This window comes from Lysobacter niastensis (assembly GCF_015453285.1).
In the GTDB taxonomy this organism is placed as follows: domain Bacteria; phylum Pseudomonadota; class Gammaproteobacteria; order Xanthomonadales; family Xanthomonadaceae; genus Lysobacter_J; species Lysobacter_J niastensis.
Window position 1 is genome coordinate 21493 of the sequence record NZ_JADLZT010000001.1, and the last position, 22080, is coordinate 43572.

Sequence of the window (22080 nt, forward strand, 5' to 3'; positions counted from 1 at the left end):
CCGGCTGCCGGCTTCGCTAAACTGCGCTCCTTTGAATCCGGAGCGCCCCATGTCCCGTCAGATCATCCACACCGACAAGGCGCCTGCCGCGATCGGTCCGTACTCGCAGGCCGTGCGCGCCGGCGGCACCGTGTTCCTCTCGGGCCAGATCCCGCTCGACCCGGCTACCGGCCTGATCGTCGAGGGCGACATCTCGATGCAGACGCGTCGCGCGTTCGACAACCTCAAGGCGGTCTGCGAAGCCGCCGGTGGCTCGCTGGGCCAGGTAGTGCGGCTGGGCCTGTACGTCACCGACCTGGGCAACTTCGCCGCGGTCAATGCGGTGATGGGCGAGTATTTCCAGGCACCGTTCCCGGCGCGCTCGACGATCGAGGTGTCCGGCCTGCCGCGCGGCGCCGGGTTCGAGGTCGACGCCATCATGGTGCTCGACTGAGTTTGAGGCGCTGAGGCTACTGCCCCGCTCATCCTTCGACTCCGGCGCTTTGCGCCTACGCTCAGGACGAACGGTGCGAGTATCGCTGTGGTCTCAAACCCCGTTCGTCCCGAGCGTAGGCCGCAGGCCGGAGTCGAAGGATGGGCGGGAGAGAGTTGATCCGTGTCACCCCTGCGAGCGCATCTCCCGCGGTGCCACGCCGGTCCAGCGCTTGAAGGCGCGGCGGAACTCGCGGGCGTCGCGGAACCCCACCGCGGCGCCGACGTGGGCGATGCTGAGGCTGTGATCGGCGAGCAGCGCGCGCGCCGATTCGGTGCGCACGCGGTCGTGCAGCTCGGTGAAGCTGGTCTGCGCGGCACGCAACTGACGGCGCAGCGTGCGTTCGGTCAGGTGCAGGTTGTCGGCGATGTCGACCAGGCGCGGGTTGTCGGCCAGGTGCATGCGCAACAGGCGTTCGACCACGGCCACTATCTCGCTGCGCGATTCGTCCGCCGGCATCTGTTCGTCGCACAGCGCCAGCACCTGCTGCGCGCTGGCGGAGTTGTGGGCCGGCATCGGCGAGCGCAGCCATGAGGCATCGATGACGACGCGATTGCGCGCACAGGCGAAGCGCACCGCGCAATCGAACAGCGCGGCATAGTCGTCCGCGTAATCCGGCGCCGGGTAGGCAAGTTCGACTACCCGCGGCCGGAATTCCGGGCCCAGCAGGCCGCGGCACAGCATCAGCGAACTGGCGAACAGTTCCTCGCACAGGAACGGTTCCAGCTCGGCATCCGGGCTGCGCATGAACGCAATGAAGCCGACGCCGCCGTCCCCGGCATCGTCGAGGTCCAGTTCCATCATGGCCCCGGTGATCGGCGCGTACTGCACGCCCAGGCGCAGCGCCTGACCGAAATCGGGGGCGGTCAGCATCGCCAGCCCGAGCAGGCCGAAGTGGCCGATGTTCTGGCGCACGCCCAGCGCCAGCCCCGACCCTTGGATCGGCAGGCTGCGCATGGCACGGCGGATGATCTGGCAGGCTTGGCGGTAGGACAGGTAGGCGGCGTTGTCGCCGCTGAACTCGGCCGGGCCCAGCCGCAGCCCGGCGAACCAAGGCTCGCAAGGCACGCCGGTCTCGCCGGCCATCGCCACCAGCCCGGCGATCATGCCGCTCTTGATGTTGGCGGTGCTCAGGCGGGGGTCGTCGTTGTCGATGGCTTGCATGCGTGGCGTAGCTTGTCCGGTTTCCCCCCCTGAGTATGCCGCCTTTGCCCTCCACGCACGCCGCCCGGTCGTCACAGACTGGCGATTGGGGCCAGGGGACCGTCCAACCGCACAGAAGCGGGTGGCGATACCTGGCATGGGCGGCCGCAGGCCGCGCTGACAGGATGGAGTCGGATGAAGCGGATCATTCTCGCCACGGCGATCACGGGCTGCGTGGCGCTGGCGGCCTGCCAGAAGCAGGAACCGGCGGCGGCTGCCGACACCAGCTATCAGAAGGTGCTGATCGAGCGCCTGCTCGACGCCAAGCCGGGCGACGTCATCGAGATTCCGGCCGGCCGATTCGCGTTCGACCGCAGCCTCAACCTGCGCGTGGACGGCGTGACCATCCGCGGCGCGGGCATGGAAAAGACCATCCTCAGCTTCAAGGGGCAGAAGACTGGCGCCGAGGGGCTGTTGGTCAATGCCGGCAACTTCACGCTCGAGAACCTCGCCATCGAGGACAGCAAGGGCGACGGTCTCAAGGTCAACGAAGGCGAGAACATCACCATCCGTGGCGTGCGCGTGGAATGGACCGGCGGCCCGAAGACGACCAACGGCGCCTACGGCATCTATCCGGTGCAGACCACCAACGTCCTGATCGAGGACTCGGTGGCGATCGCCGCCTCCGATGCCGGCATCTACGTCGGCCAGTCGAAGAACGTGGTGGTGCGACGCAACCGCGCCGAGTACAACGTCGCCGGCATCGAGATCGAGAACAGCATCGGCGCCGACGTATACGACAACGTGGCGACGAACAACACCGGCGGCATCCTGGTGTTCAACATGCCCAACCTGCCGCAGCCGGGCCACACCACGCGTGTCTATCGCAACAAGGTCGTCGCCAACAACACTGGCAACTTCGCGGCGAAGGGCGCGGCGGTGGCCAGCGTGCCGGCAGGCTCCGGCGTGGTCATCAACTCCAACGACCGCGTCGAGATCTTTGACAACGACATCGCCGACAACCAGACCGCCAACGTCATCGTCTCCAGCTACTACTCGACGGGCTACATGAACGAGAGCGGCGTGGCCAAGGCTTTCGATCCGTACCCGGAAGAGATCCACATCCACGGCAACCGCTTCAAGGGTGGTGGCGACAAGCCCGACGGCCTCGACCTGAAGGCATTGAAGGTGGCGATGTTCGGCCTCAACGGACGTCTGCCCGACGTGCTGTGGGACGGCTACTACAACACCAAGCGCGCCGGTGGCCCGCAGATGTGCGTCGACAACGGCACCGCGGCCACGCTCAACGCCGATGGCCCGGAGAAGTACAAGAACCCGCGCATGGTGACCGACGAAGTGCGCTGCAAGCTGCCGGCATTGCCGACCGTTACCCTTCCCGGCGACAGCGCGGCGACGGCCGCGAAGGCAGCGCCGGCGGCATGAAGGGCAGTTCGATGTGGCGGTGTCTTTCCCTTGCAATCGTGCTGGCGGCGCTCGGACTGGGCGGTTGCGAGCGCGCTGGCGCACCGGTGGAGTTCCATGCGCAGGGCCAGCCGCAGAAGCTCGATGACTGGCACGTGTTCCAGATCGAGGACGGGCGCCTGCGGTTCAACGAGGGCGTCGAGCCCTATGCATTGAACACCGCGCTCTTCAGCGATTACGCGCACAAGCTGCGCACGGTGTGGATGCCGCCGGGCGCGCATGCGAAGTACGACGGCCAGGAGGCGTTCGACCTCCCGGTCGGGACCATCATCAGCAAGACGTTCTATTACCCGCGCGCACCGGGCGGCACCGATGACGTGCTGCGCGTGGCCGAGACGCCGGAGGAAACGCGCGACGGCCTGGACCTGGCCAAGGTGCGGCTGATAGAAACGCGCCTGCTGGTGCGCCGCGAGCAGGGCTGGATCGCACTGCCGTACGTGTGGAACGTCGAGCAGACCGAAGCCACGCTGGCCCGCGCCGGCGATGCGATCCCGCTGGAGCTGCGCAAAGCGCACACCGGCACGACGCAGTCGTTCACCTACATCGTGCCGGACGAGAACCAGTGCGCCGGTTGCCACGCCAGCAACAACACGACGCGCGCGCTGCATCCGATCGGTTTGAAGGCGCGCCACATCAACCGCGACGATCCATGGCACGCCGGCCAGAACCAGCTCGACCGGATGGTCTCGCTGGGCCGCCTGCAGGGCCTGCCGCAGGCGAACGTCCCGCGCAACGCGCGCTATGACGATGGCAGCGCGAAGGTCGAAGACCGCGCGCGTGCCTATCTCGACATCAACTGCGGCCACTGCCACAACCCGAAGGGACCGGCCGACACCTCCGGCCTCTGGCTCGACGCCGCCACCAAGGAGCCGCGCCGCCTCGGCCTGTGCAAGCCGCCGGTCGCGGCCGGGCAGGGCACCGGCGATCATCTGTTCGACATCGTGCCGGGCCAGCCCGACGCGTCGATCCTGGTCTATCGCATGAACAGTCTCGATCCGGGCGCGATGATGCCCGAGCTCGGACGCAGCACCGTGCATGAAGAAGGCGTCGCCCTGGTCCGCGACTGGATCCGGGCGTGGCTGGGCAGTTGCCGTACTGAGGGAACGGAAGTCGCGTCGCAGTAGTCCACGCACCGCAGGCGAACGCCTGCGATAACTAAAAGAAAAGCCATTGGGAGGGGAGTTCCGATGTCGCCACGCAAGAAACGGCTCGCTGTATGCATGCAGCGGGCGTTGTCCGGCTGTCTCGTGTTCACCGCGGCCATGCCGCTCGCCTACGCGCAGCAGGCCGAGTCCGCAACGCCGCAGATGACGGCGAAGCAGCTCGACACCATCACCGTCACCGCGCAGAGCCGCGAGCAGGAACTGCAGGACGTTCCGATCGCGTTGCAGGTGGTCACCGAGCAGTTGCTCGACGACATCGCCGCGGAAGACCTGGGCGACATCGACAGCTTCGTCCCGGGCCTGAAGGTCAACAGCCTGCAGCCGACCCAGCCGAGCTTCGAACTGCGCGGCATCAGCACGGACGACTTCGGCATCGGCACCGACCCGGCGGTCGGCGTGTATGTCGATGGCGTCTACGCCGGCCGTGGCGGCGGCGTGCTGCTGCCGTTCACCGACGTGCAGCGCATCGAGGTACTGAAGGGCCCGCAGGGCACGCTGTTCGGCCGCAACACCGCGGCGGGTGCGATTTCGATCATCACCAGCCGGCCGGAAAACGAGAACGCGGCCAGCGGCAAGCTGCGCCTGGGCAATGACAACAAGACGTACTTCGAGGGCATGGCGAACGTCGCCGTGACCGAGGACTCGGCGTTCCGTTTCAACGGCCTGTTCAACCACAGCGACGGCTGGCTGCACGACTCCGTCACGGGCGAGGAGTTGAATCCCGAGAACAACTGGGCCACGCGTGCCGCGTTCCAGACCCGCTTCGGCGACAACACTCGCGCGTGGATCACCTGGGACCACGAGAGTCTGGACCAGAACGGCCAGGCCACCACCGGCGTCGTGCCGATCCCGGCATTGCCGGCGCTGCCGGCGGCGCCCGCCGATCCGGACTCGTTCCTCGATCCGCTGCACATTCCGACGGCATCCGATGCCGTCAATGGCGAAACCCGCGAGTTCGACGGTGCGACCCTGATCGTCGACCACAACTTCGGCTGGGGCAGCCTGACCTCGACCACCGCGTGGCACCAGTACGACTCGATGAACCGCGTCGAGGAGGACGGCACCAACCTCAGTTACCTGTACGTCGACTCGACCAACACCGAGAGTAACGAGAACTTCTACCAGGAGTTCAAGCTCAACGGCAGCACCGATCGCATCGACTGGATCGCCGGCGTCAGCTACTTCCAGGAAGACGCCGACCAGACCAGCGAGGTCAACGTGCTGACCGACTCGGTCGATACGCTCGCGCAGAACCTGGGCCTGGCGCCTCCGGGTGGCCTGTTCGGGCCGATCAGCGATGCCGCCAACATGTTCGGCATTCCGGTGAACCTGCACGGCCTGCCGTGGAACGAGAAGTTCGTCAACACGCTCGATACCAAGGCCTACGCTGCGTTCGGCGACGTGATCTGGCGCGTCAGCGACAAGCTCAATCTGACCGCCGGCCTGCGCTACACGCGGGATGAGAAGGAGTTCACCTGGTTCAACGACCTGCGTAGCGCGCCGGAACTCGATGCCCAGTTGAACCTGCTGGATGCGATCGGCTTCCTCGACGCGATCGGCATCCCCAAGGAAGCGCTGGTCTTCGACGTCGCCTTCGTGGACCCGCCCGCCGTGATGAACAAGGGCGTGCTCAACCGCGCCAAGAAGTCGTGGGACGACTGGAGCCCGCGCTTCGTCGTCGACTACCACTTCCAGGACAACCTGATGGGCTTCGCCTCGCTGGCGAAGGGCTACAAGGCCGGTGGCTTCAACGCGCTGCAGATCGGCAGCGAGTTCGAGAACGAGGACGTCTGGAACTTCGAGACCGGCATCAAGCACACGCTGCCGGACTACCGTCTGTCCTACAACGCGTCGGTGTTCTACTACGCCTACGACAACCGCCAGGCGGTCACGCTGGACATGACGACGGACATTCCGCGCTTCGTCGTCAACACCTCCGACCAGGAAGCCTGGGGCGTGGACTTCGACCTGCGCTGGCAGGCCACCGACGGCCTCGGTTTCGACTTCAACGCCGAGTACCTGGATTCGACCTACAAGAGCTACGTCAATCCGCAGGGCGTCGACCTCGGCGGCCAGCCGACCGGCGCGCCGGAGTGGTCGATGGCCGCGGGCGTGAACTACGTCTGGCGCCTGGCCGACATGGGCGACGTGCGTGCAGCGATGCGTTACGCCTACGTCGGCAAATGCCGCAGCAACGACGAGTCGGTGAGCGTGCTGGGCTGCGGCCGGTTTGGTGCCGTCGAGGCGGGCGAGGCACAGGAAACGCTCGATGCGCGCATCGGCTGGACCGCGCCGAACGGCAACTGGGGCGTCGCCGTGTACGGCAACAACCTCCTCGACAACCAGTACGTCAATACGTTTGGCACCTATGGCATGACGGTGCTCGGTACGGTCGGTGCCCGCATGACCGAACCGCGCACCTACGGCGTGGAACTCAGCGCCCGGTTCTGACCGGGCGCACCACGCCCCACAGCGCGTGTGGCTCAAGGCGGTACTCCGGGGCGTCAGACCCCGGGTGCTTCCGATTTCCCGACCCCGGCGAGGTACGCGCCGGGGTTTTTTTTTCGCCGCCGATCCCGGCATGCTGTTGCGATGCCGACGCGCAAGGACGGGGTCACCGTCGACCTCCACACGCAACCGATCACCTGCCTGCCCGGGGTGGGTCCGCGCGTGGCCGAGAAGCTCGCGGCGCGTGGATTGTCGACCTTGCAGGATCTGTGGCTGCAACTGCCCAGGCAATACGAGGACCGCACCGCGATCGTGCCGATCCGGCTGTTGCAGCCCGGCGTGGCGGTGCAGGTGGAAGGGCGGGTGGAGGCGGTCGAGCGCGGCTTCCGTTACCGGCCGATGCTGCGCGTGGCCGTGAGCGACGACTCGCACGGGACGCTCGTGCTGCGTTTCTTTCATTTCCGCGCCGCGCAGGTGGCGCAGTTCCGGCCGGGCGTCCGTGTGCGCTGCTATGGAACCCCGCGACCGGGGCAGCACGGGCTGGAAATCGTGCATCCCAGCTACCGCGTGCTCGACGACGGTGCCGATGCCGCGCTTGGCGAAAGCCTGGATCCGGTGTATCCAGCCATCGAGGGAATCGGGCCGGCGTCGCTGCGGCGCCTGATCGGACTCGCGCTGGATCGCCTGCCGGACGAAGCGTCGCTGGAACTGCTCCCACGCGAACTGCGTGACGGCTTTCAACTGCCTTCCCTGCGCGAAGCCTTGCTGACCGTGCACCGTCCACCGCAGGACGCCGATGTCGCCGCGCTGCTGACCGGGCGCCATCCTGCGCAGCGGCGGCTCGCGCTCGAGGAGCTGCTGGCACACCACCTGAGCCTGCGCCGCCAGCGCATCGCGCAGCAGGCGCATGCGGCCCCTGTGCTTGAAAAACCGGCGCTGGCGAAGCGGCTGGAGAAAAACCTGCCGTTCGCACTGACCGGCGCGCAGCAACGCGTGTTCGCGCAGGTCCGTTCGGACCTGGCCAGGCCGCATCCGATGCTGCGCCTGGTGCAAGGCGATGTCGGCAGCGGCAAGACCGTCGTGGCGGCGATGTCGGCGATGCTGGCCGTGGCGTCGGGCCAGCAGGCTGCGCTGATGGCGCCGACCGAGCTGCTCGCCGAGCAGCATCTCAACAACCTGCGGGGTTGGCTGGAGCCGCTGGGCGTACGCGTGGCCTGGCTGGCCGGAAAAGTCACCGGCAAGGCGCGCGCGAAAGTGCTGGAGGAAGTTGCCAGCGGGCATGCGCAGGTCGTAGTCGGCACGCACGCACTGATGCAGGAGGGCGTCGCTTTCCACGACCTGGCGCTGGCGATCGTCGACGAACAGCATCGCTTCGGCGTGCACCAGCGCCTGGCGCTGCGCGACAAGGGCACCGGCGGCAGCGGCAATGGCGATGCCATCGTTCCGCACCAGTTGGTGATGACCGCCACGCCGATTCCGCGAACGCTGGCGATGGCGGCGTACGCCGACCTCGACGTTTCCGCGATCGACGAACTGCCGCCGGGCCGCACCCCGGTGCAGACGGTGGCGTTGAGTGCGGAACGCCGTCCCGAACTGGTCGAGCGCATCCGCAAGGCCTGCGCCGAAGGGCGCCAGGCCTACTGGGTGTGCACGCTGATCGACGACAGCGACGAGGTCATCGCGCAGGCCGCACAGAGTACGTTCGAAGACCTGTCCAAACGCCTGCCGGAACTGCGCGTCGGGCTGGTGCACGGTCGCATGAAAGCGGCCGACAAGCAGTCGACGATGCGTGCCTTCAAGGACGGCGCCATCGACCTCCTCGTTGCGACGACGGTCATCGAGGTCGGTGTCGATGTCCCCAATGCGTCGCTGATGATCATCGAGAACGCCGAACGGCTCGGCCTCGCCCAATTGCACCAGCTGCGCGGGCGGGTCGGCCGCGGCAGTGCGGCGTCGAGCTGCGTGCTGCTGTACCAGTCGCCGTTGTCGCAGATGGCGCGGCAGCGGCTGGAGACGATGCGCGAAACCAATGATGGCTTCGTCATCGCCGAGAAGGACCTGGAGCTGCGCGGCCCAGGTGAACTGCTTGGCACCCGCCAGACCGGCCTTGCCAGTTTCCGCGTCGCCGACCTGGCACGGGATGCCGACCTGTTGCCGCAGGTCCAGCGCATCGGCGAACAGTTGCTGGAGCAATCTCCGGAGCTGGCGGAACGGATCGTCGCCCGCTGGGTAGGCGGCGCGATGCGCTATGCCTCCGCCTGACGCTCTGGGCGAACATCGGCCTGTTCATCGATACAAAGTCGCGCCGTTTGGTGAATAATCGGCCCTCCGCGAACTCCCCCCAGCGGTTTTTCATGCACGACGCAAGTGAAGGACAGGCTGCCCTGGCTCCGACAGGCGGTCCGGATGGCGGGAGCCCACGACCTCAGTTCGACATCGGGAGTGGGCATCATGCGCCTCCAGCCTCCGATGCCTCGTCTCCCCCGAAGCTTGCCGTGATGCCTGATTCGATTCGTTCCCGCGCCGGCCTGAGCCTCGGGCAGCCGTTCATTGCCGCCGATGTCGGTGGCACCTTCGCGCGCCTGGGCCTGGTTCAGATGGGCGAGGATGGCAAGGTGGCCGTCCTCGAATACCGCCGCTATGCCTGCGCGAGCCATCCGAGCCTGGCTTCGATCCTGCGCGACTTCGCCGAAGCCGTGCCTGCGCAGGCTGACTCGGTGCAGGCCGAGCACGCCGTGGTCGCGATCGCCGGGCGGCTGGAAGGCGACACGCTGATCAACAGCAACCTGCCCTGGCCGGTCTCGCTGGAGCGCACGCGCTGGGAGGCCGGCATCGGGCACATCGGCCTGCTCAACGATTTCGAAGCGGTCGCCTGTGCGATGCCATACATCGAGCCCTCCGCGATGTCGCGCGTCTGCGGTCCCGAAGATGGTGCGGCGGAGCGCGCGGGGCCGGCGCTGGTGCTCGGGCCCGGCACCGGCTTCGGCGCATCGCTGTACCTGCCGCGGAACCTGCAACCGGGATCGCGGCCGAGCGTGCTGGCCAGCGAAGCCGGCCACGCATCGCTGGCCGCAGGCAACGATCGTGAGCTGCAACTCGTAAGGCACCTGCTCAAGCGCTGGTCGCACGTCGACAACGAGCGCGTGCTGTCGGGTCCGGGCCTGCTCAACATGTATCGCGCGCTGTGCGAGATCGACGGCCGCGCGCCCGAGCTGGATTCGCCGGTGATGATCACCGCCGCCGCCTACGAGCGCAGCGATGCGCACGCGGTCGAAGCGGTGGGCATGTTCTGCGGCCTGCTCGGCAGCCTCGCTGGCGACCTTGCAGTCACTTTCGGTGCGGCTTCCGTTTACCTGGCCGGCGGCATTCCGGCGCAGATCAGCGCGCTGCTGATGGAGAGCGACTTCGCCGCGCGCTTCCGCAACAAGGGCGTGCTGGGCGAGGTGCTCGCACGCGTGCCTGTGTGGCTGGTCGATCATGGCCAGCTCGGCCTGGTCGGTGCGGCCGCGTGGTACTTCGAGCGCAACGGCGATCGCTGACCCGGCGCGGCCGGATGTCGAGCGACCTAGCCCCCAAGCCCTGGACCCCTCGAGCATGAGCAGCCGGCGTCAGTTCCTTCAGTCCTCCCTGATGGCCGCCGGTGCGCTTGCGCTGCCCGGAGGACAGGCCGCCCCCATCGCGGCAGCTTCCGGCGCACGCGTGGTATCGACGTGGGATTTTGGCGTCGGCGCCAACCGCGCGGCATGGACTGTGCTTGCCGGGGGCGGCAGCGCGCTGGATGCGGTCGAAGCCGGCGCGCGCTGGGCCGAGGCGGACCTGTGCAACCCCACCGTGGGCCGCTGCGGCAATCCCGACCGCGACGGTGTGCTCACGCTCGACGCGAGCATCATGGCGGGCGACGGCCGTTGTGGCGCGGTCGCGGCGCTGGAGGACATCGCGCATCCGGTTTCGGTGGCGCGGGCGGTGATGGAAAAGACCCCGCACGTGATGCTGGTCGGGCAGGGTGCCCAGCAGTTCGCCGTCGAACAGGGCTTCGAGAAGACGCCGCTGCTGACCGACGAGGCGCGGGCGGCCTGGCGCGAATGGCTCAAGACCGCGAAGTACGAACCGCAGATCAATGCCGAGCGCAGGCAGCGTCCCGGCGATGCCAGCAACCACGACACGCTCGGCATCCTCGCGCTCGATGCGCAGGGACGCCTGGCCGGTGCGTGCACTACCAGCGGCATGGCCTGGAAACTGCACGGACGTGTCGGCGACAGCCCGATCGTCGGCGCCGGCCTGTACGTCGACAATGAGGTGGGCGCCGCGACGGCGTCGGGCGTCGGCGAGGAAATGGTCCGGAACGCAGCAAGCTTCCTCGTCGTAGAACTGATGCGGCAAGGACGTTCGCCGGCGCAGGCCTGCCGGGAGGCGATCGATCGCGTCGTGCGCAAGCGCCCGGAAGCGAGCAAGCGGATGCAGGTGTGCTTCCTCGCCATGAACAAGCACGGCGAGACCGGCGCGTTCGCGCTGCACAAGGGCTTCGTCTATGCGATGCAGGACGGCGGCCCGGGCCCGCACGACCGTCTCCATGACGCCGCTTCGGTGTACACCACGGAACAAGAATGAGCACGCCGCAATGAGCATGCCGCTGCTCGAGATCGCCGCGAACTCGCTGGGTTCCGCGCTGGCGGCCCAGGACGGCGGCGCCGATCGCATCGAGCTGTGCGAGAACCTTGGCGAAGGCGGTTGCACGCCATCCTACGGGACGCTGGCGCGCACGCGGGACTGCATGCGGATCCCGTTGTACGTGCTGATCCGTCCGCGACCCGGCGATTTCTACTACGACGAGTTCGAGCGCGATGTCATGTTGCGCGACATCGAGGTTTGCGCGCGCCTGGGCTGCGATGGCGTGGTGATTGGCGCGCTCGACACCGACGGTCACGTCGACATGGCGACGTGCCGCGAGCTGGTCGTCGTGGCAGGATTCATGGGCATCACGTTCCATCGCGCAATCGACGCGGCGCGGGATCCAGCCCAGGCACTCGAAGCGGCCATCACGCTGGGTTGCCATCGCGTCCTGACATCGGGGGCGAGCACGACCGCGCTCGAAGGCGCGGATGCGATCGCATCGATGGTGCAGCAGGCCGAGCACCGGATCCGGGTGATGGCGGGCGCCGGCCTCAACGCCGGCAATGTTCGCGAAGTCGCAGCGCGCACGCAGGCGCGCGAGTTCCACGCTTCAGCCAAGGCGGTGCGCGTGTCGGCGATGCGCCACCGCAATGCGCAACTGGCCGGGCTCGACAGCAATTGGCAGCAGACCGATCGCGACGCCGTCCGTGCGCTACGTCGGGCGCTCGACACGCCCGGCACTCCGCCGCCGCAGTAGGCATGGCCGCGCGGCGGCGCGAGCGGCCATAATCGACCGATGACCAGAATCCCCCTCCTGATCGATACCGACCCGGGCGTCGACGACGCGCTGGCGCTGCTGATGGCGTTCAACGATACGCGCCACGAGGTCGTAGGCCTGACCATTGCCGCCGGCAATGTCGGACTGCGCCATACCGTCGCCAATGCATTGAAGCTGTGCGAGGTATGTAACGTCGACGTGCCGGTTTTCGCCGGCTGCTCGGGCCCGCTGCTACACCCGGCGCCCGATGCCGGGTATGTGCATGGCCAGGACGGTTTCGGCGATGTCGGCTACGAGCCGGCGAAGCGCCAGGCCGAAGCGGAGCATGCCGCACAGGCAATCCTGCGCTTGTCGCACGAACATGCCGGCCGCCTGATGCTCGTGGCACTCGGTCCGCTGACCAACATCGCACTCGCGCTGAAGCTCGACCCCACGCTGCCGGAACGCGTGGCCCGGTTCGTGGTGATGGGCGGCGCGGTGACGGCGCACGGCAACATCACGCCGGCGGCGGAGTTCAACATCTACTTCGACCCCGAAGCCGCGCATATCGTTTTCACCGCCTTCGCACAGATCGAACTGGCCGATTGGGAAGCGACGCTCGCGCACGGGCTGCTGCACCAGAAGGTGGTCGGCTGGCTGCAGGCGGATTCGCCGCGCGCGCGCTTCTACGAGCGCATCTCGAAGAAGACCCGCGAATGGTCCGAAGACCGCCGGGGCGATCACTGGCATTCCGCCGATGGCCTGGCGATGGCGTACGCGCTCGAGCCGGAAGGAGCGCTGGAGCAGGTGGCGCGGCCGCTGGCGGTCGAATTGGCGGGCCATCACGGCCGCGGCGCTACGGTCGTCGACTGGCAGCGTCATTCTGGCCGCCCGGACCACGTGATGATCCTGCAACGCTACGATCAGGCTCGCTTCGAGCGCCTGATCGAGGCCGCCCTGGCGGCCGGTTGAGTCGCCCCCGGAAATCCTTTGAGGTTTGGGGTTGCCTGAGGCGGATGGAGGCCTGTATACTGCCGCGCTTTCCCCGAATGAATTGGTGAGTGCCATGAAGGCCGGCATCCATCCCGACTACCGCGAAGTCGTCTTCCAGGACGTCACCACGGATTTCTCGTTCCTGACCCGCTCGACCCTTGGCAGCAAGGAGAAGATCAAGTGGGAAGACGGTAACGAATACCCGTTGATCAAAGTCGACATCAGCTCGGCGTCGCACCCGTTCTACACGGGCAAGCACAAGATCGTCGACACCAGCGGTCGCGTGGACAAGTTCCGCAAGCGTTACGCGCAGAAGTAATCTGCACCTGACGTCCGACCGAAAGGTCGCGTATGACGGCTGCCCTCCGGGGCGGCCGTTTGCGTTTGTGGGCCGGTCGCCGCAATGGACCGGTTTTACCGTGTCTGGCGGTCGGCGCCGCCGTCACGTTCGTGCAACGGTCCGGTGCGGCACCGGCACGGCGCACAGACCAAAGTCCGAGCCTCGGCTCCAGGGTGTTGTGCGATAATTCAGTGTTCGCGGCCTCCGCGACCCTGTTTTCCCCACTTCGTGCCGCGGCCGTCCCTGCGGCATGCAGACCCGAGGAGTGTTTTGTGTCCGATTCCAACAAGGCCGGTCTCGACCAGGTCACCCTGACCGCCGGCGACAAGAACGTCACCCTGCCGGTCCAGCACCCGGTGCTCGGCGCCCCGTGCATCGACATCGCCAAGCTGCCGAAGGAAACCGGCTGCTTCACCTACGACCCGGGTTTTGGCGCCACCGCGAGCTGCAAGTCCGCGATCACCTACATCGACGGCGACGCCGGCGTGCTGCTGTACCGCGGCTACCCGATCGAGCAGTTGGCCGAGAAGTCGAGCTTCCTCGAGGTCGCCTACCTGCTGATGAATGGCGAACTGCCGAACAAGGAGGAGTTCTCCGCGTTCGAGCACGAGGTCACGCATCACACGATGATGCACGAGGCGTTCCGTACGTTCCTCTACGGCTTCCGCCACGATGCGCATCCGATGGCCATGCTCACCGGCATGCTCGGTTCGCTGGCGAGCTTCTACCACAACGATCTCGACCTCGAAGATCCGGAGCAGCGCCGCCTGGCCGCGATCCGCCTGATCGCCAAGGTCCCGACGATCGCCGCCGCCTGCTACCGCTATTCGATCGGCTGGCCGATCCGCTATCCGCGCAACAACCTCGAGTACACCACGCGCTTCCTGCACATGCTGAAGGAAGTGCCGAGCGAGCCGCTGGAGCTCAGCCCGGTCGCCGCCAAGGCGATGGACCTGCTGTTCATCCTGCACGCCGACCACGAGCAGAACGCGTCGACCTCGACCGTGCGCCTGGTCGGTTCCACCGGTGCCAACCCTTACGTCAGCGTCGCCGCCGGCGTCGCGGCGCTGTGGGGACCGGCGCACGGCGGCGCCAACGAGGCGGTGCTGAAGATGCTGGAAGAGATCGGCCGCCCCGAGAACGTCGGTTCGGCGATCGCCAAGGCCAAGGACAAGGAATCGGGCTTCCGCCTGATGGGCTTCGGTCACCGCGTCTACAAGAACTTCGATCCGCGCGCCAAGATCATCCGCGAGATGACCCACAAGGTCCTCGGCGAACTCGGCATCAACGATCCGCTGCTGGATGTGGCGATGCGCCTGGAAGAGGCCGCGCTGAAGGACGACTACTTCGTGCAGCGCAAGCTGTACCCGAACGTCGACTTCTACTCCGGCATCATCTACAAGGCGCTGGGCATTCCGGTGGAGATGTTCACCGTCATGTTCGCCATCGCCCGCACCGCCGGCTGGGTCTCGCACTGGCTGGAACAGCAGAACGATCCGGAAGCCCGCATCGGCCGTCCGCGCCAGATCTACACCGGCTCGGCTCAGCGCGACTACGCCGGCATCGACAAGCGCTGATCCGCAAGGCGCGGTTCCGCATGGCCGGCACTCGCGCACAACCGGCAACGAAGCCGCGGTCACACCGCGGCTTCGTCGTTTTCAGGTGGCTGGTTTACGCGCTGCTGGCGTGCGACGTCGTGCTCTACGCGCGGTTCGGCCGTGCCACCGAGTTCCTGGACACGGCGGCGTGGTTTGTCCTGCTGCTGCTGTTCGAATGGGAGACCGGCGGCTGGACGTTGCCGTCGCGCTGGCGTCCGGCATTGCATGCGGTGCGCGCGGTGGCGGCACTGGCAGTGGTCGCCGCCTGCGTGGGCTATGCGCTCGAACAGGTCTGGCTCGACTTCGCCAACGAAATGGTCTGGCTCGGCGTGATCGCATTGCTCGAGCTGGAAGTTCGCCTGCCGCAAGAGGCGGCCGGCTGGCATCGCCTGCGGCGCGCGGTCGCCGCGCTGCTGTACCTGGCGCTGATCGGCTTCATGCTGACCTGGGCCGCCATGGGCGTGGGCGGCGCGGATGCCGACAGTGCCAGCATGCGCGCGGCCTGGCTGGACGCCTGGGATGCGCTGCTGTGGCTCGTCGCGTTCGTCGCGATCGAGCTCAATGTGTTCGGGCTGGCGCCGGCGCGGCCGCGTCGTGTGCTCGAACGTCAGCCGTCGCCGCGCTCGTAGCCCTCGATCTCGTCGTCGGCGAGCAACTGCCGCAACTGACTCGCCGAGGCGCGGCGCATTGGCTTCTCCTCCAGGCTCGACAATGGTGCCTGGCGCAGCACGTCGAGCGGCAGCACGGTGATGTCGAAGGCGATGTCCTCGGCGCTGAACACCCACACCGGGAAGTCACCGATGCGCTCGCGGTCCAGGCGCAGGCGCCGGCTGCGGGCTTCGGCTGGAATCCCGTGCTGGTCGAGGAATCGCGGGGCCGCGTCCGGGTCGTCGCTGTACAGGTGCAGGGTGACCGGGCTGCGGCCGTCGGCGGTGCCTTCCAGTACCGGACCGACTAGGCGCGGCTCGAAGGCGCGGAAGAATTCCAATGCGCGCAATGCCGCTTCGCGGCGCGCGCGCACGGCGACGACGTTGTCGCGCTGGAACAGGCGCTGGTACTCGCGCAGTGCGTCCTCGATCTCGCGGTTACGCGGCAGCGAGGCGTCGTCGAAAATGCCGAGCCGCTCGGCTGCTTTCAGCTTGGCCTGGTGGTAATCGCGGATGCCGCCTTCGGCCATCAGGCGCGCGGCTTCATGCGCGAGCTGGTGACGGCGCTCGCGTGTTCGTGTCTGCTGGTGCAGGTGGGCGTGCTGTCTGGCGTGGGGCATGACGACCTCCGCGGCTGGCACGACAAGGGCGAGGGCGCTCGCCGCGGCCGGCCACGGAGGACCGGCACTCAGAAGATATCAAACGATTCTTCTGCCGGCGTGGTTTCTTCCGGCCCGTAGTCGACGTACGCCTGCATCCGTTCAAGATCCTCGTGCTTGACCCATTCGAGGATCCCGCCCGTATCCGACGGCACCAATGCGCCGTTGGCGCCGACGGCGACCTTGACCATGCCCTGCGGCGGATCGTTGGCGGCGATCGGTTGGTCCTTCAGCGCCACGCGCATGTAGTCGATCCAGATCGGGAGCGCGGCCTTGCCGCCGTATTCGCGATAGCCCAGCGACTCGAATCCATCGCGTCCCACCCACACGGTGGTGGCGAGAGGGCCGCCGAAGCCGGAGAACCACGCATCGCGGTGGTCGTTGGTCGAACCGGTCTTGCCGCCGACGTCCTCGCGGCCGAGCACCTTGGCCGCGGTGCCGGTGCCGCGCAGCACGACGTCGCGGAGCATCGAGACGATCTGGTAGGCGGTGCGGTCGTCGATTGCGCGCGGCGCCAGCAGCATGTCGGCGATGTTGGCCGGCGGCACGGTGTTCGGCCGGGACTTGTCCTCGCTCTTCTCGACGGCAGGCGCGGTGGTGCCACCGGCGGGGCCGAGGTCGAAGCCGTCGACCACGCTCGAGGCCGGCGTCGCCACGGTGCCGTTGGCGCGCGGCGCGCATTCGCGGCAGGCCACGGCCGGCTTTTCCTTGAACACGACGGCGCCGTCGCGGTCCTTCACCTCATCGATGAACCAGGGCGTGACGCGGAAGCCGCCATTGGCGAACACGGCATAGCCGCGCGCGACCGCCAGCGGCGTCAGCGATGCGGTGCCGAGCGACATCGACAGGTTCGGCGGCAGCTGTTCCTGCTCGAAGCCGAACTGGCTGATGTACTTGCGCGCGAAGTCGACGCCGATGGCATCGAGCAGGCGCACCGACACCAGGTTGCGCGACTGCACCATCGCCTCGCGCAGGCGCATCGGGCCGGCGAAGTTGCCCGTGTCGTTCTGCGGACGCCACAAGTGGCCGCGGCGATCCTTGAAGACCACGGGCGCGTCCAGCACGATCGAAGCCGGGTTGTAGCCGCGTTCGAAGGCGGCCGCGTAGACGAACGGCTTGAAGCTCGAACCCGGCTGGCGGCGAGCCTGCGTGGCGCGGTTGAACTTGTTGCCGGCGAAGCTGTAGCCGCCGGACAGGGCACGCAGTGCACCCGTGTTGGCATCCAGCGACACCAGTGCCGATTGCGCGCGCGGCAGCTGTTCGAGCTTGTAGCCGGCCGCAACGGGCGGCTGGCCCGCAGTCGCGGCGGCGGCCACGCGCTGCACGCGCACCAGGTCGCCGCGCTTCACCAGCTTGGCAGGGGCGTTGCCGTTCCAGCCCTGGTCCGCGCCCAGTTCGATCTCCGTGCCGTCGCCCAGCGCCAGCCGCACCTGCGAGCCGCTGACGCCGAGCACCACGGCGGGCATCAGCCCAGCCTGCGGCGGGATGTTGGCCAGGCGGGTGCGGGCGGTACCGGCATCGTCCCCGGCGTCCAGTTCGAAGTGCTTCTCGACGCCATGCCAGCCATGGCGGCGGTCGTACACGGCCAGGCCGTCGCGGATGGCTTGGTCGGCCGCGGTCTGGAGCGCCGGGTCGATAGTGGTGGTGACGTGGTAGCCCTTGGTCAGGGCTTCGTTGCCGAAGCGGGCGACCATTTCCTGGCGGACCATCTCGGCGACGTAAGGCGCGTACACCTCGACCGGCCGCTCGTGCGGGGTGGCGTGCATCGCCACCGCCTTGGCCTGGGCGGCCTCCGCCGGGCTGACGAAGCGCAGCTCGGCCATGCGGTCGAGGATGTAGTCGCGGCGCTGCTTGGCACGCTCGGGATTGCTCAACGGGTTGCCGCTGGAGGGGAACTTGGGGATACCCGCCAGCGAGGCCATCTCGTCCAGGCTCAGCTGGTCCAGCTTCTTGCCGTAGTAGAACTCGGCCGCCGCCGCCACGCCGTAGGCGCGGTTGCCGAAGAAACTCTTGTTCAGATAGAGCTCGAAGATCTCGTCCTTGCTCAGCTCGCGCTCCATGCGCATGGCCAGCAGCATCTCGGCGAGCTTGCGGGTGTAGCTGTACTCGGAGCTCAGGAAGAACTGGCGGGCGACCTGCTGGGTGATCGTCGAGCCGCCCGGGACCCGCTTGTTGTCGGTGGTGGCCAGCAGCCAGACCGCGCGGCCGATGCCTTTGAGGTCGACGCCGTGGTGCTGGTAGAAGCGGGCGTCCTCGATCGCGATGAAGGCCTTCTTGAGCCGGTCCGGGACGGTTTCGATGGCGATCGGGTAGCGGCGGGTCTCGCCGAACAGCCCCATCAGGCGGCCGTCACGCGCATAGACGTACATAGGCTCCTGCATCTCGACGCTGCGGAGCGTCTCGACATCGGGAAGCTTGGGGGCCACCAGGTAGTACAGGACGCCCAGGGCGACCATGCCAATCAGGAAGACGCCGGCGAACGCGAGGAGCGCCCAGCGCAACAAACGGCCAAGACGGGGCATCAAGCGGATTTCCGATTGCGGGTGTCGTGGCCGTGGAGTATAGAGGAGCGGAAGTCGGGGGCTTGGGGATACGGTCACGGGTGCGGCGTCCGGTTATGGGGCCGCAACCCGTTTTCGCGGTGAAATGGGGTTCTGTTGGCGCTACTTGAAAGAAGTGGTTGCCAGTCTGCGCAAAGTCCGTTATTTAAGGCGGGGCCACATAAAGTGCTCGTAAGCACTTGTGGCAAGGGGAGAAAATCGTGGGGATCGTCACAAAAGGCCAGCCGGCACTGGTTGGCGTGGATATCAGCTCCACTGCGGTCAAGCTGTTGCAGCTCTCCAAGGCCGGCAACCGCTACCGCGTCGAGCATTACGCGGTCGAACCGCTGCCGCCTAACGCGGTGGTCGAAAAGAACATTGTCGAGGTCGAAGCTGTCGGTGAGGCGATCAAACGCGCCGTCGCCCGGTCCGGAACGCGTGCCCGCTTCGCGGCGGCCGCGGTCGCGGGCTCGGCGGTCATCACCAAGCTGATCTCGATGCCGTCCGACCTCGATGGGGTCGACCTCGAGAGCGAGGTCGAGCTGGAGGCCGTCAACTACGTCCCGTACCCGATCGAGGAAGTGAACCTCGACTTCGAGGTGCTCGGGCCGACGCCAGGCAATCCGGACATGGTGCAGGTGCTGCTGGCCGCATCGCGCTCGGAGAACGTCGAGGTCCGCGCCTCAGCGCTGGAGATCGGCGGCCTGACGCCCAAGGTGATGGACGTCGAAGCCTTCGCGATCGAAAACGCCTTCGCGCTGATCGCCGACAACCTGAGCAGCCCGCGGGACGGGATCATCGCGCTGATCGACTCCGGCGCCACGATGACCACGCTCAACGTGCTGCGCAACGGACGCAGCCTCTACAGCCGGGAACAGGTCTTCGGCGGCAAGCAGCTCACTGACGAAGTGATGCGCCGCTACGGCCTCAGCTACGAGGAAGCCGGTCTGGCCAAGCGCCAGGGCGGCCTGCCGGAAAGCTACGACGCGGAGGTGCTGGAGCCGTTCAAGGAGGCGATGGTCCAGCAGGTCAGCCGACTGCTGCAGTTCTTCTACGCCGGCAGCGAGTTCAACCGCGTCGACCAGATCGTGATCGCCGGCGGCTGCGCCGCGATCCAGGGCATCGCCCAGATGGTCGAGGAGCAGCTCGGCGTGCCGACCATCATCGCCAACCCGCTTGCCCACATGACGCTCGGTCCCCGTGTCCAGGCCCACGCGCTTGCGCAGGACGCGCCGGCCCTGATGATCGCCTGCGGCCTCGCCCTGAGGAGCTTCGACTGATGGCACGGATCAATCTCCTACCGTGGCGTGAGGAACGGCGCAAACAGCGTCAGAAAGAATTCGGGGTGATGCTGGCCGGCTCGGCGCTGGGCGCCGTGCTGCTGGCCTTCCTGATCGTCAGTTTCTACAAGGGCCAGATCAGCGGCCAGAACGAGCGCAATACCTACCTGCGCGACCGCATCACCGAGGTCGACACGCAGATCAAGGAAATCGAGGAGCTGGACAAGAAGAAATCCAAGCTCCTGGCGCGCAAGGAAGTGATCGAGCAACTGCAGGCCAACCGCTCGCAGATGGTCCACCTGTTCGATTCGCTGGTGCGCACGATTCCCGACGGCGCCGTGCTGACCTCGATCAAGCAGGACGAGCAGACCCTGACGCTGCAGGGACGCGCGCAATCGAATGCCCGCGTCAGTACCTACCTGCGCAACCTCGAGGGCTCGGGCTGGATGACCAATCCGGACCTGTCGATCATCGAGGCCAAGGGCAACGACAAGGGCCTGCCGTACGAGTTCAGCCTGCAGGTCAAGCTCGCCAACCCGAACGCGCCGAAGGACGAGGACGGCGACGGCAAGCCTGATGCGCCGGCCGCTCCGCCCGCGAACACGCCCGCCGCCGTGGCGCCGACCGCCGCTCCCGCGGCACCGGCATCGCAGCCGGCCACCACGCCCGCCGCGGCACCGGCCAACGGAGGAGCTGCGTCGTGAGCCAGAAGAAAGTCAGCCTGAAAGACCTCGACTTCAACAACATCGGCGGCTGGCCGCAGCAGGCCAAGATCGTCTTCTGCGTGCTTGTCGGCCTGCTGATCGTCGGCCTGGCATGGTGGCTGTTCGTGCGCGACCAGCGCGAGGAACTGGCCGGCCTGGAACGCCAGGAAGCCGATCTGCGCAGCGAGTTCGAAACCAAGCAGGGCCGTGCCGCCAACCTGGAGCCGCTCAAGCAGCAGCTCGCACAGATGGAGCAGCAGTTGCAGCAGATGCTGCGCCAGTTGCCAAGCAAGACCGAGATGCCCGACCTGATCGTGGACATCTCGCAGACGGCGCTGGCCACCGGCATCACCAACGAGCTGTTCCAGCCAGGCCCGGAAGTGCCGAAGGAGTTCTACGCCGAGAAGCCGATCGCGCTGCGCATGGTGGGCACGTACCACCAGTTCGGCGGCTTCGTCAGCGGCGTGGCTTCACTGCCGCGCGTGGTGATCATGACCATGCACGACATCTCGCTGCAGCCGCGTTCGAGGAACAAGGATGCGGTGATCACGCCGAACAGCCCACTGGAGCTGGCCGGCACGGTCAAGACCTATCGTTATCTCGACGAAGAGGAAGTGGCCGATCAGCAGAAGACGGCCGGTACCGCCAAGGGCGGCCAGGGGGGAACCTGAGATGCGCGTGAATGACGTCCGCACCGGACTGCGTCCCGGTTCGCTGGGCCTCGCCCTGCTGCTCGCGCTTGGACTGGCCGGCTGCTCGCGCGGTATCACCAGCACGCCTGGCGAAGCACCGAACCTCGAGAAGTGGGTCGCCGAAGTCAAGGCGCGTCCGGCACCGCCGCTGGATCCGCTGCCGGTGATGCAGCAGTTCGAAACCTTCGAGTACGCAGCGCAGGCGCTGCGCGACCCCTTCAGCAGTGCCTTCACCGACGAAGGCAACGGCAATGGTCCGCGGCCGGATGCGGATCGTCGCAAGGAAACACTCGAGCAGTTCCCGCTCGACAGCCTCGACATGGTCGGCACGCTCGGCCGTGGCGGTGGCGTCATCGCGCTGGTCATGGCGCCTGACAAGGTGACGTATCGCGTGCGGCCCGGTTCGTACATGGGGCAAAGCGACGGTCGTGTGACCGCCGTCTTCGAAGATCGAATCGAGCTGGTGGAACTTGTGCCGGATGGCGCGGGTGGTTGGCTGGAGCGTCCAGCCACGGTCGCGTTGGAAGATCAATGATTGGGGGAGAGTCACG

19 protein-coding genes are annotated in these 22080 nt (G+C 67.2%); 16 read left to right on the top strand and 3 right to left on the bottom strand.

Annotation, left to right across the window (positions count from 1 at the left end):
* The first annotated feature begins 49 nt into the window (after positions 1-49).
* Positions 50-433: a RidA family protein gene (locus IU514_RS00115; protein WP_194929040.1), complete on the top strand. Its 384-nt coding sequence runs from the start codon at positions 50-52 to the stop codon at positions 431-433.
* A 165-nt stretch (positions 434-598) separates the two neighbouring features.
* Here IU514_RS00115 and IU514_RS00120 read toward each other — a convergent pair whose 3' ends face one another.
* Positions 599-1636, bottom strand: coding sequence for an AraC family transcriptional regulator (locus IU514_RS00120; protein ID WP_228760379.1), 1038 nt, complete (start codon positions 1634-1636; stop codon positions 599-601).
* Between the two features lie 174 nt (positions 1637-1810).
* On the opposite strand from IU514_RS00120, the gene IU514_RS00125 reads away from it, so the two are divergent.
* From IU514_RS00125 to IU514_RS00175, 11 genes are all read left to right on the top strand, one after another.
* On the top strand, positions 1811-3058 hold the full coding sequence (locus tag IU514_RS00125) for a parallel beta-helix domain-containing protein (protein WP_194929041.1): 1248 nt from the start codon (positions 1811-1813) through the stop codon (positions 3056-3058).
* On the top strand, positions 3055-4221 hold the full coding sequence (locus tag IU514_RS00130) for an SO2930 family diheme c-type cytochrome (RefSeq protein ID WP_194929042.1): 1167 nt from the start codon (positions 3055-3057) through the stop codon (positions 4219-4221). Before IU514_RS00125 ends, IU514_RS00130 begins: the two co-directional genes overlap by 4 nt.
* Before the next feature lie 63 nt (positions 4222-4284).
* The gene (locus tag IU514_RS00135; RefSeq protein ID WP_194929043.1) at positions 4285-6711 is read left to right on the top strand and encodes a TonB-dependent receptor; all 2427 of its coding nucleotides are present in this window, start codon (positions 4285-4287) and stop codon (positions 6709-6711) included.
* Between the two features lie 141 nt (positions 6712-6852).
* The gene (recG, locus tag IU514_RS00140; RefSeq protein ID WP_194929044.1) at positions 6853-8970 is read left to right on the top strand and encodes an ATP-dependent DNA helicase RecG; all 2118 of its coding nucleotides are present in this window, start codon (positions 6853-6855) and stop codon (positions 8968-8970) included.
* A gap of 236 nt (positions 8971-9206) precedes the next feature.
* Positions 9207-10247: a glucokinase gene (locus tag IU514_RS00145; RefSeq protein ID WP_194929045.1), complete on the top strand. Its 1041-nt coding sequence runs from the start codon at positions 9207-9209 to the stop codon at positions 10245-10247.
* Between the two features lie 55 nt (positions 10248-10302).
* Positions 10303-11316 carry a glycosylasparaginase gene (locus tag IU514_RS00150; RefSeq protein ID WP_194929046.1) on the top strand — a complete coding sequence of 338 codons (1014 nt, stop codon included), beginning with the start codon at positions 10303-10305 and terminating at the stop codon, positions 11314-11316.
* A 10-nt stretch (positions 11317-11326) separates the two neighbouring features.
* Complete coding sequence (locus tag IU514_RS00155; RefSeq protein ID WP_194929047.1) at positions 11327-12076, top strand: copper homeostasis protein CutC; 750 nt, start codon at positions 11327-11329, stop codon at positions 12074-12076.
* A gap of 39 nt (positions 12077-12115) precedes the next feature.
* Positions 12116-13048: a nucleoside hydrolase gene (locus tag IU514_RS00160; protein WP_194929048.1), complete on the top strand. Its 933-nt coding sequence runs from the start codon at positions 12116-12118 to the stop codon at positions 13046-13048.
* A gap of 94 nt (positions 13049-13142) precedes the next feature.
* On the top strand, positions 13143-13388 hold the full coding sequence (locus IU514_RS00165; protein ID WP_194929510.1) for a type B 50S ribosomal protein L31: 246 nt from the start codon (positions 13143-13145) through the stop codon (positions 13386-13388).
* Between the two features lie 293 nt (positions 13389-13681).
* Positions 13682-14986, top strand: a complete 1305-nt coding sequence (locus IU514_RS00170; RefSeq protein WP_194929049.1) for a citrate synthase — start codon at positions 13682-13684, stop codon at positions 14984-14986.
* 20 nt (positions 14987-15006) lie between these two features.
* On the top strand, positions 15007-15636 hold the full coding sequence (locus IU514_RS00175) for a hypothetical protein (RefSeq protein WP_194929050.1): 630 nt from the start codon (positions 15007-15009) through the stop codon (positions 15634-15636).
* Here IU514_RS00175 and IU514_RS00180 read toward each other — a convergent pair.
* A complete protein-coding gene (locus tag IU514_RS00180) occupies positions 15615-16274 on the bottom strand; it encodes a hypothetical protein (RefSeq protein ID WP_194929051.1) in 660 nt (219 codons plus the stop codon). The two genes, IU514_RS00175 and IU514_RS00180, sit on opposite strands and share 22 nt — an antisense overlap.
* A 68-nt stretch (positions 16275-16342) precedes the next feature.
* Positions 16343-18835 (bottom strand): penicillin-binding protein 1A, encoded by a 2493-nt coding sequence (locus tag IU514_RS00185; RefSeq protein WP_194929052.1) that lies wholly within the window; start codon positions 18833-18835, stop codon positions 16343-16345.
* 239 nt (positions 18836-19074) lie between these two features.
* On the opposite strand from IU514_RS00185, the gene IU514_RS00190 reads away from it, so the two are divergent.
* The 4 genes from IU514_RS00190 to IU514_RS00205 are packed head-to-tail and all read left to right on the top strand — an operon-like array spanning position 19075 to position 22064.
* Complete coding sequence (locus tag IU514_RS00190; RefSeq protein WP_194929053.1) at positions 19075-20133, top strand: pilus assembly protein PilM; 1059 nt, start codon at positions 19075-19077, stop codon at positions 20131-20133.
* The gene (locus IU514_RS00195) at positions 20133-20837 is read left to right on the top strand and encodes a PilN domain-containing protein (RefSeq protein ID WP_194929054.1); all 705 of its coding nucleotides are present in this window, start codon (positions 20133-20135) and stop codon (positions 20835-20837) included. The genes IU514_RS00190 and IU514_RS00195 overlap by 1 nt, the downstream gene beginning before the upstream one ends.
* Positions 20834-21508, top strand: coding sequence for a type 4a pilus biogenesis protein PilO (locus tag IU514_RS00200; RefSeq protein WP_194929055.1), 675 nt, complete (start codon positions 20834-20836; stop codon positions 21506-21508). Before IU514_RS00195 ends, IU514_RS00200 begins: the two co-directional genes overlap by 4 nt.
* 1 nt (position 21509) lies before the next feature.
* A complete protein-coding gene (locus tag IU514_RS00205; RefSeq protein WP_194929056.1) occupies positions 21510-22064 on the top strand; it encodes a pilus assembly protein PilP in 555 nt (184 codons plus the stop codon).
* Positions 22065-22080 lie beyond the last annotated feature (16 nt).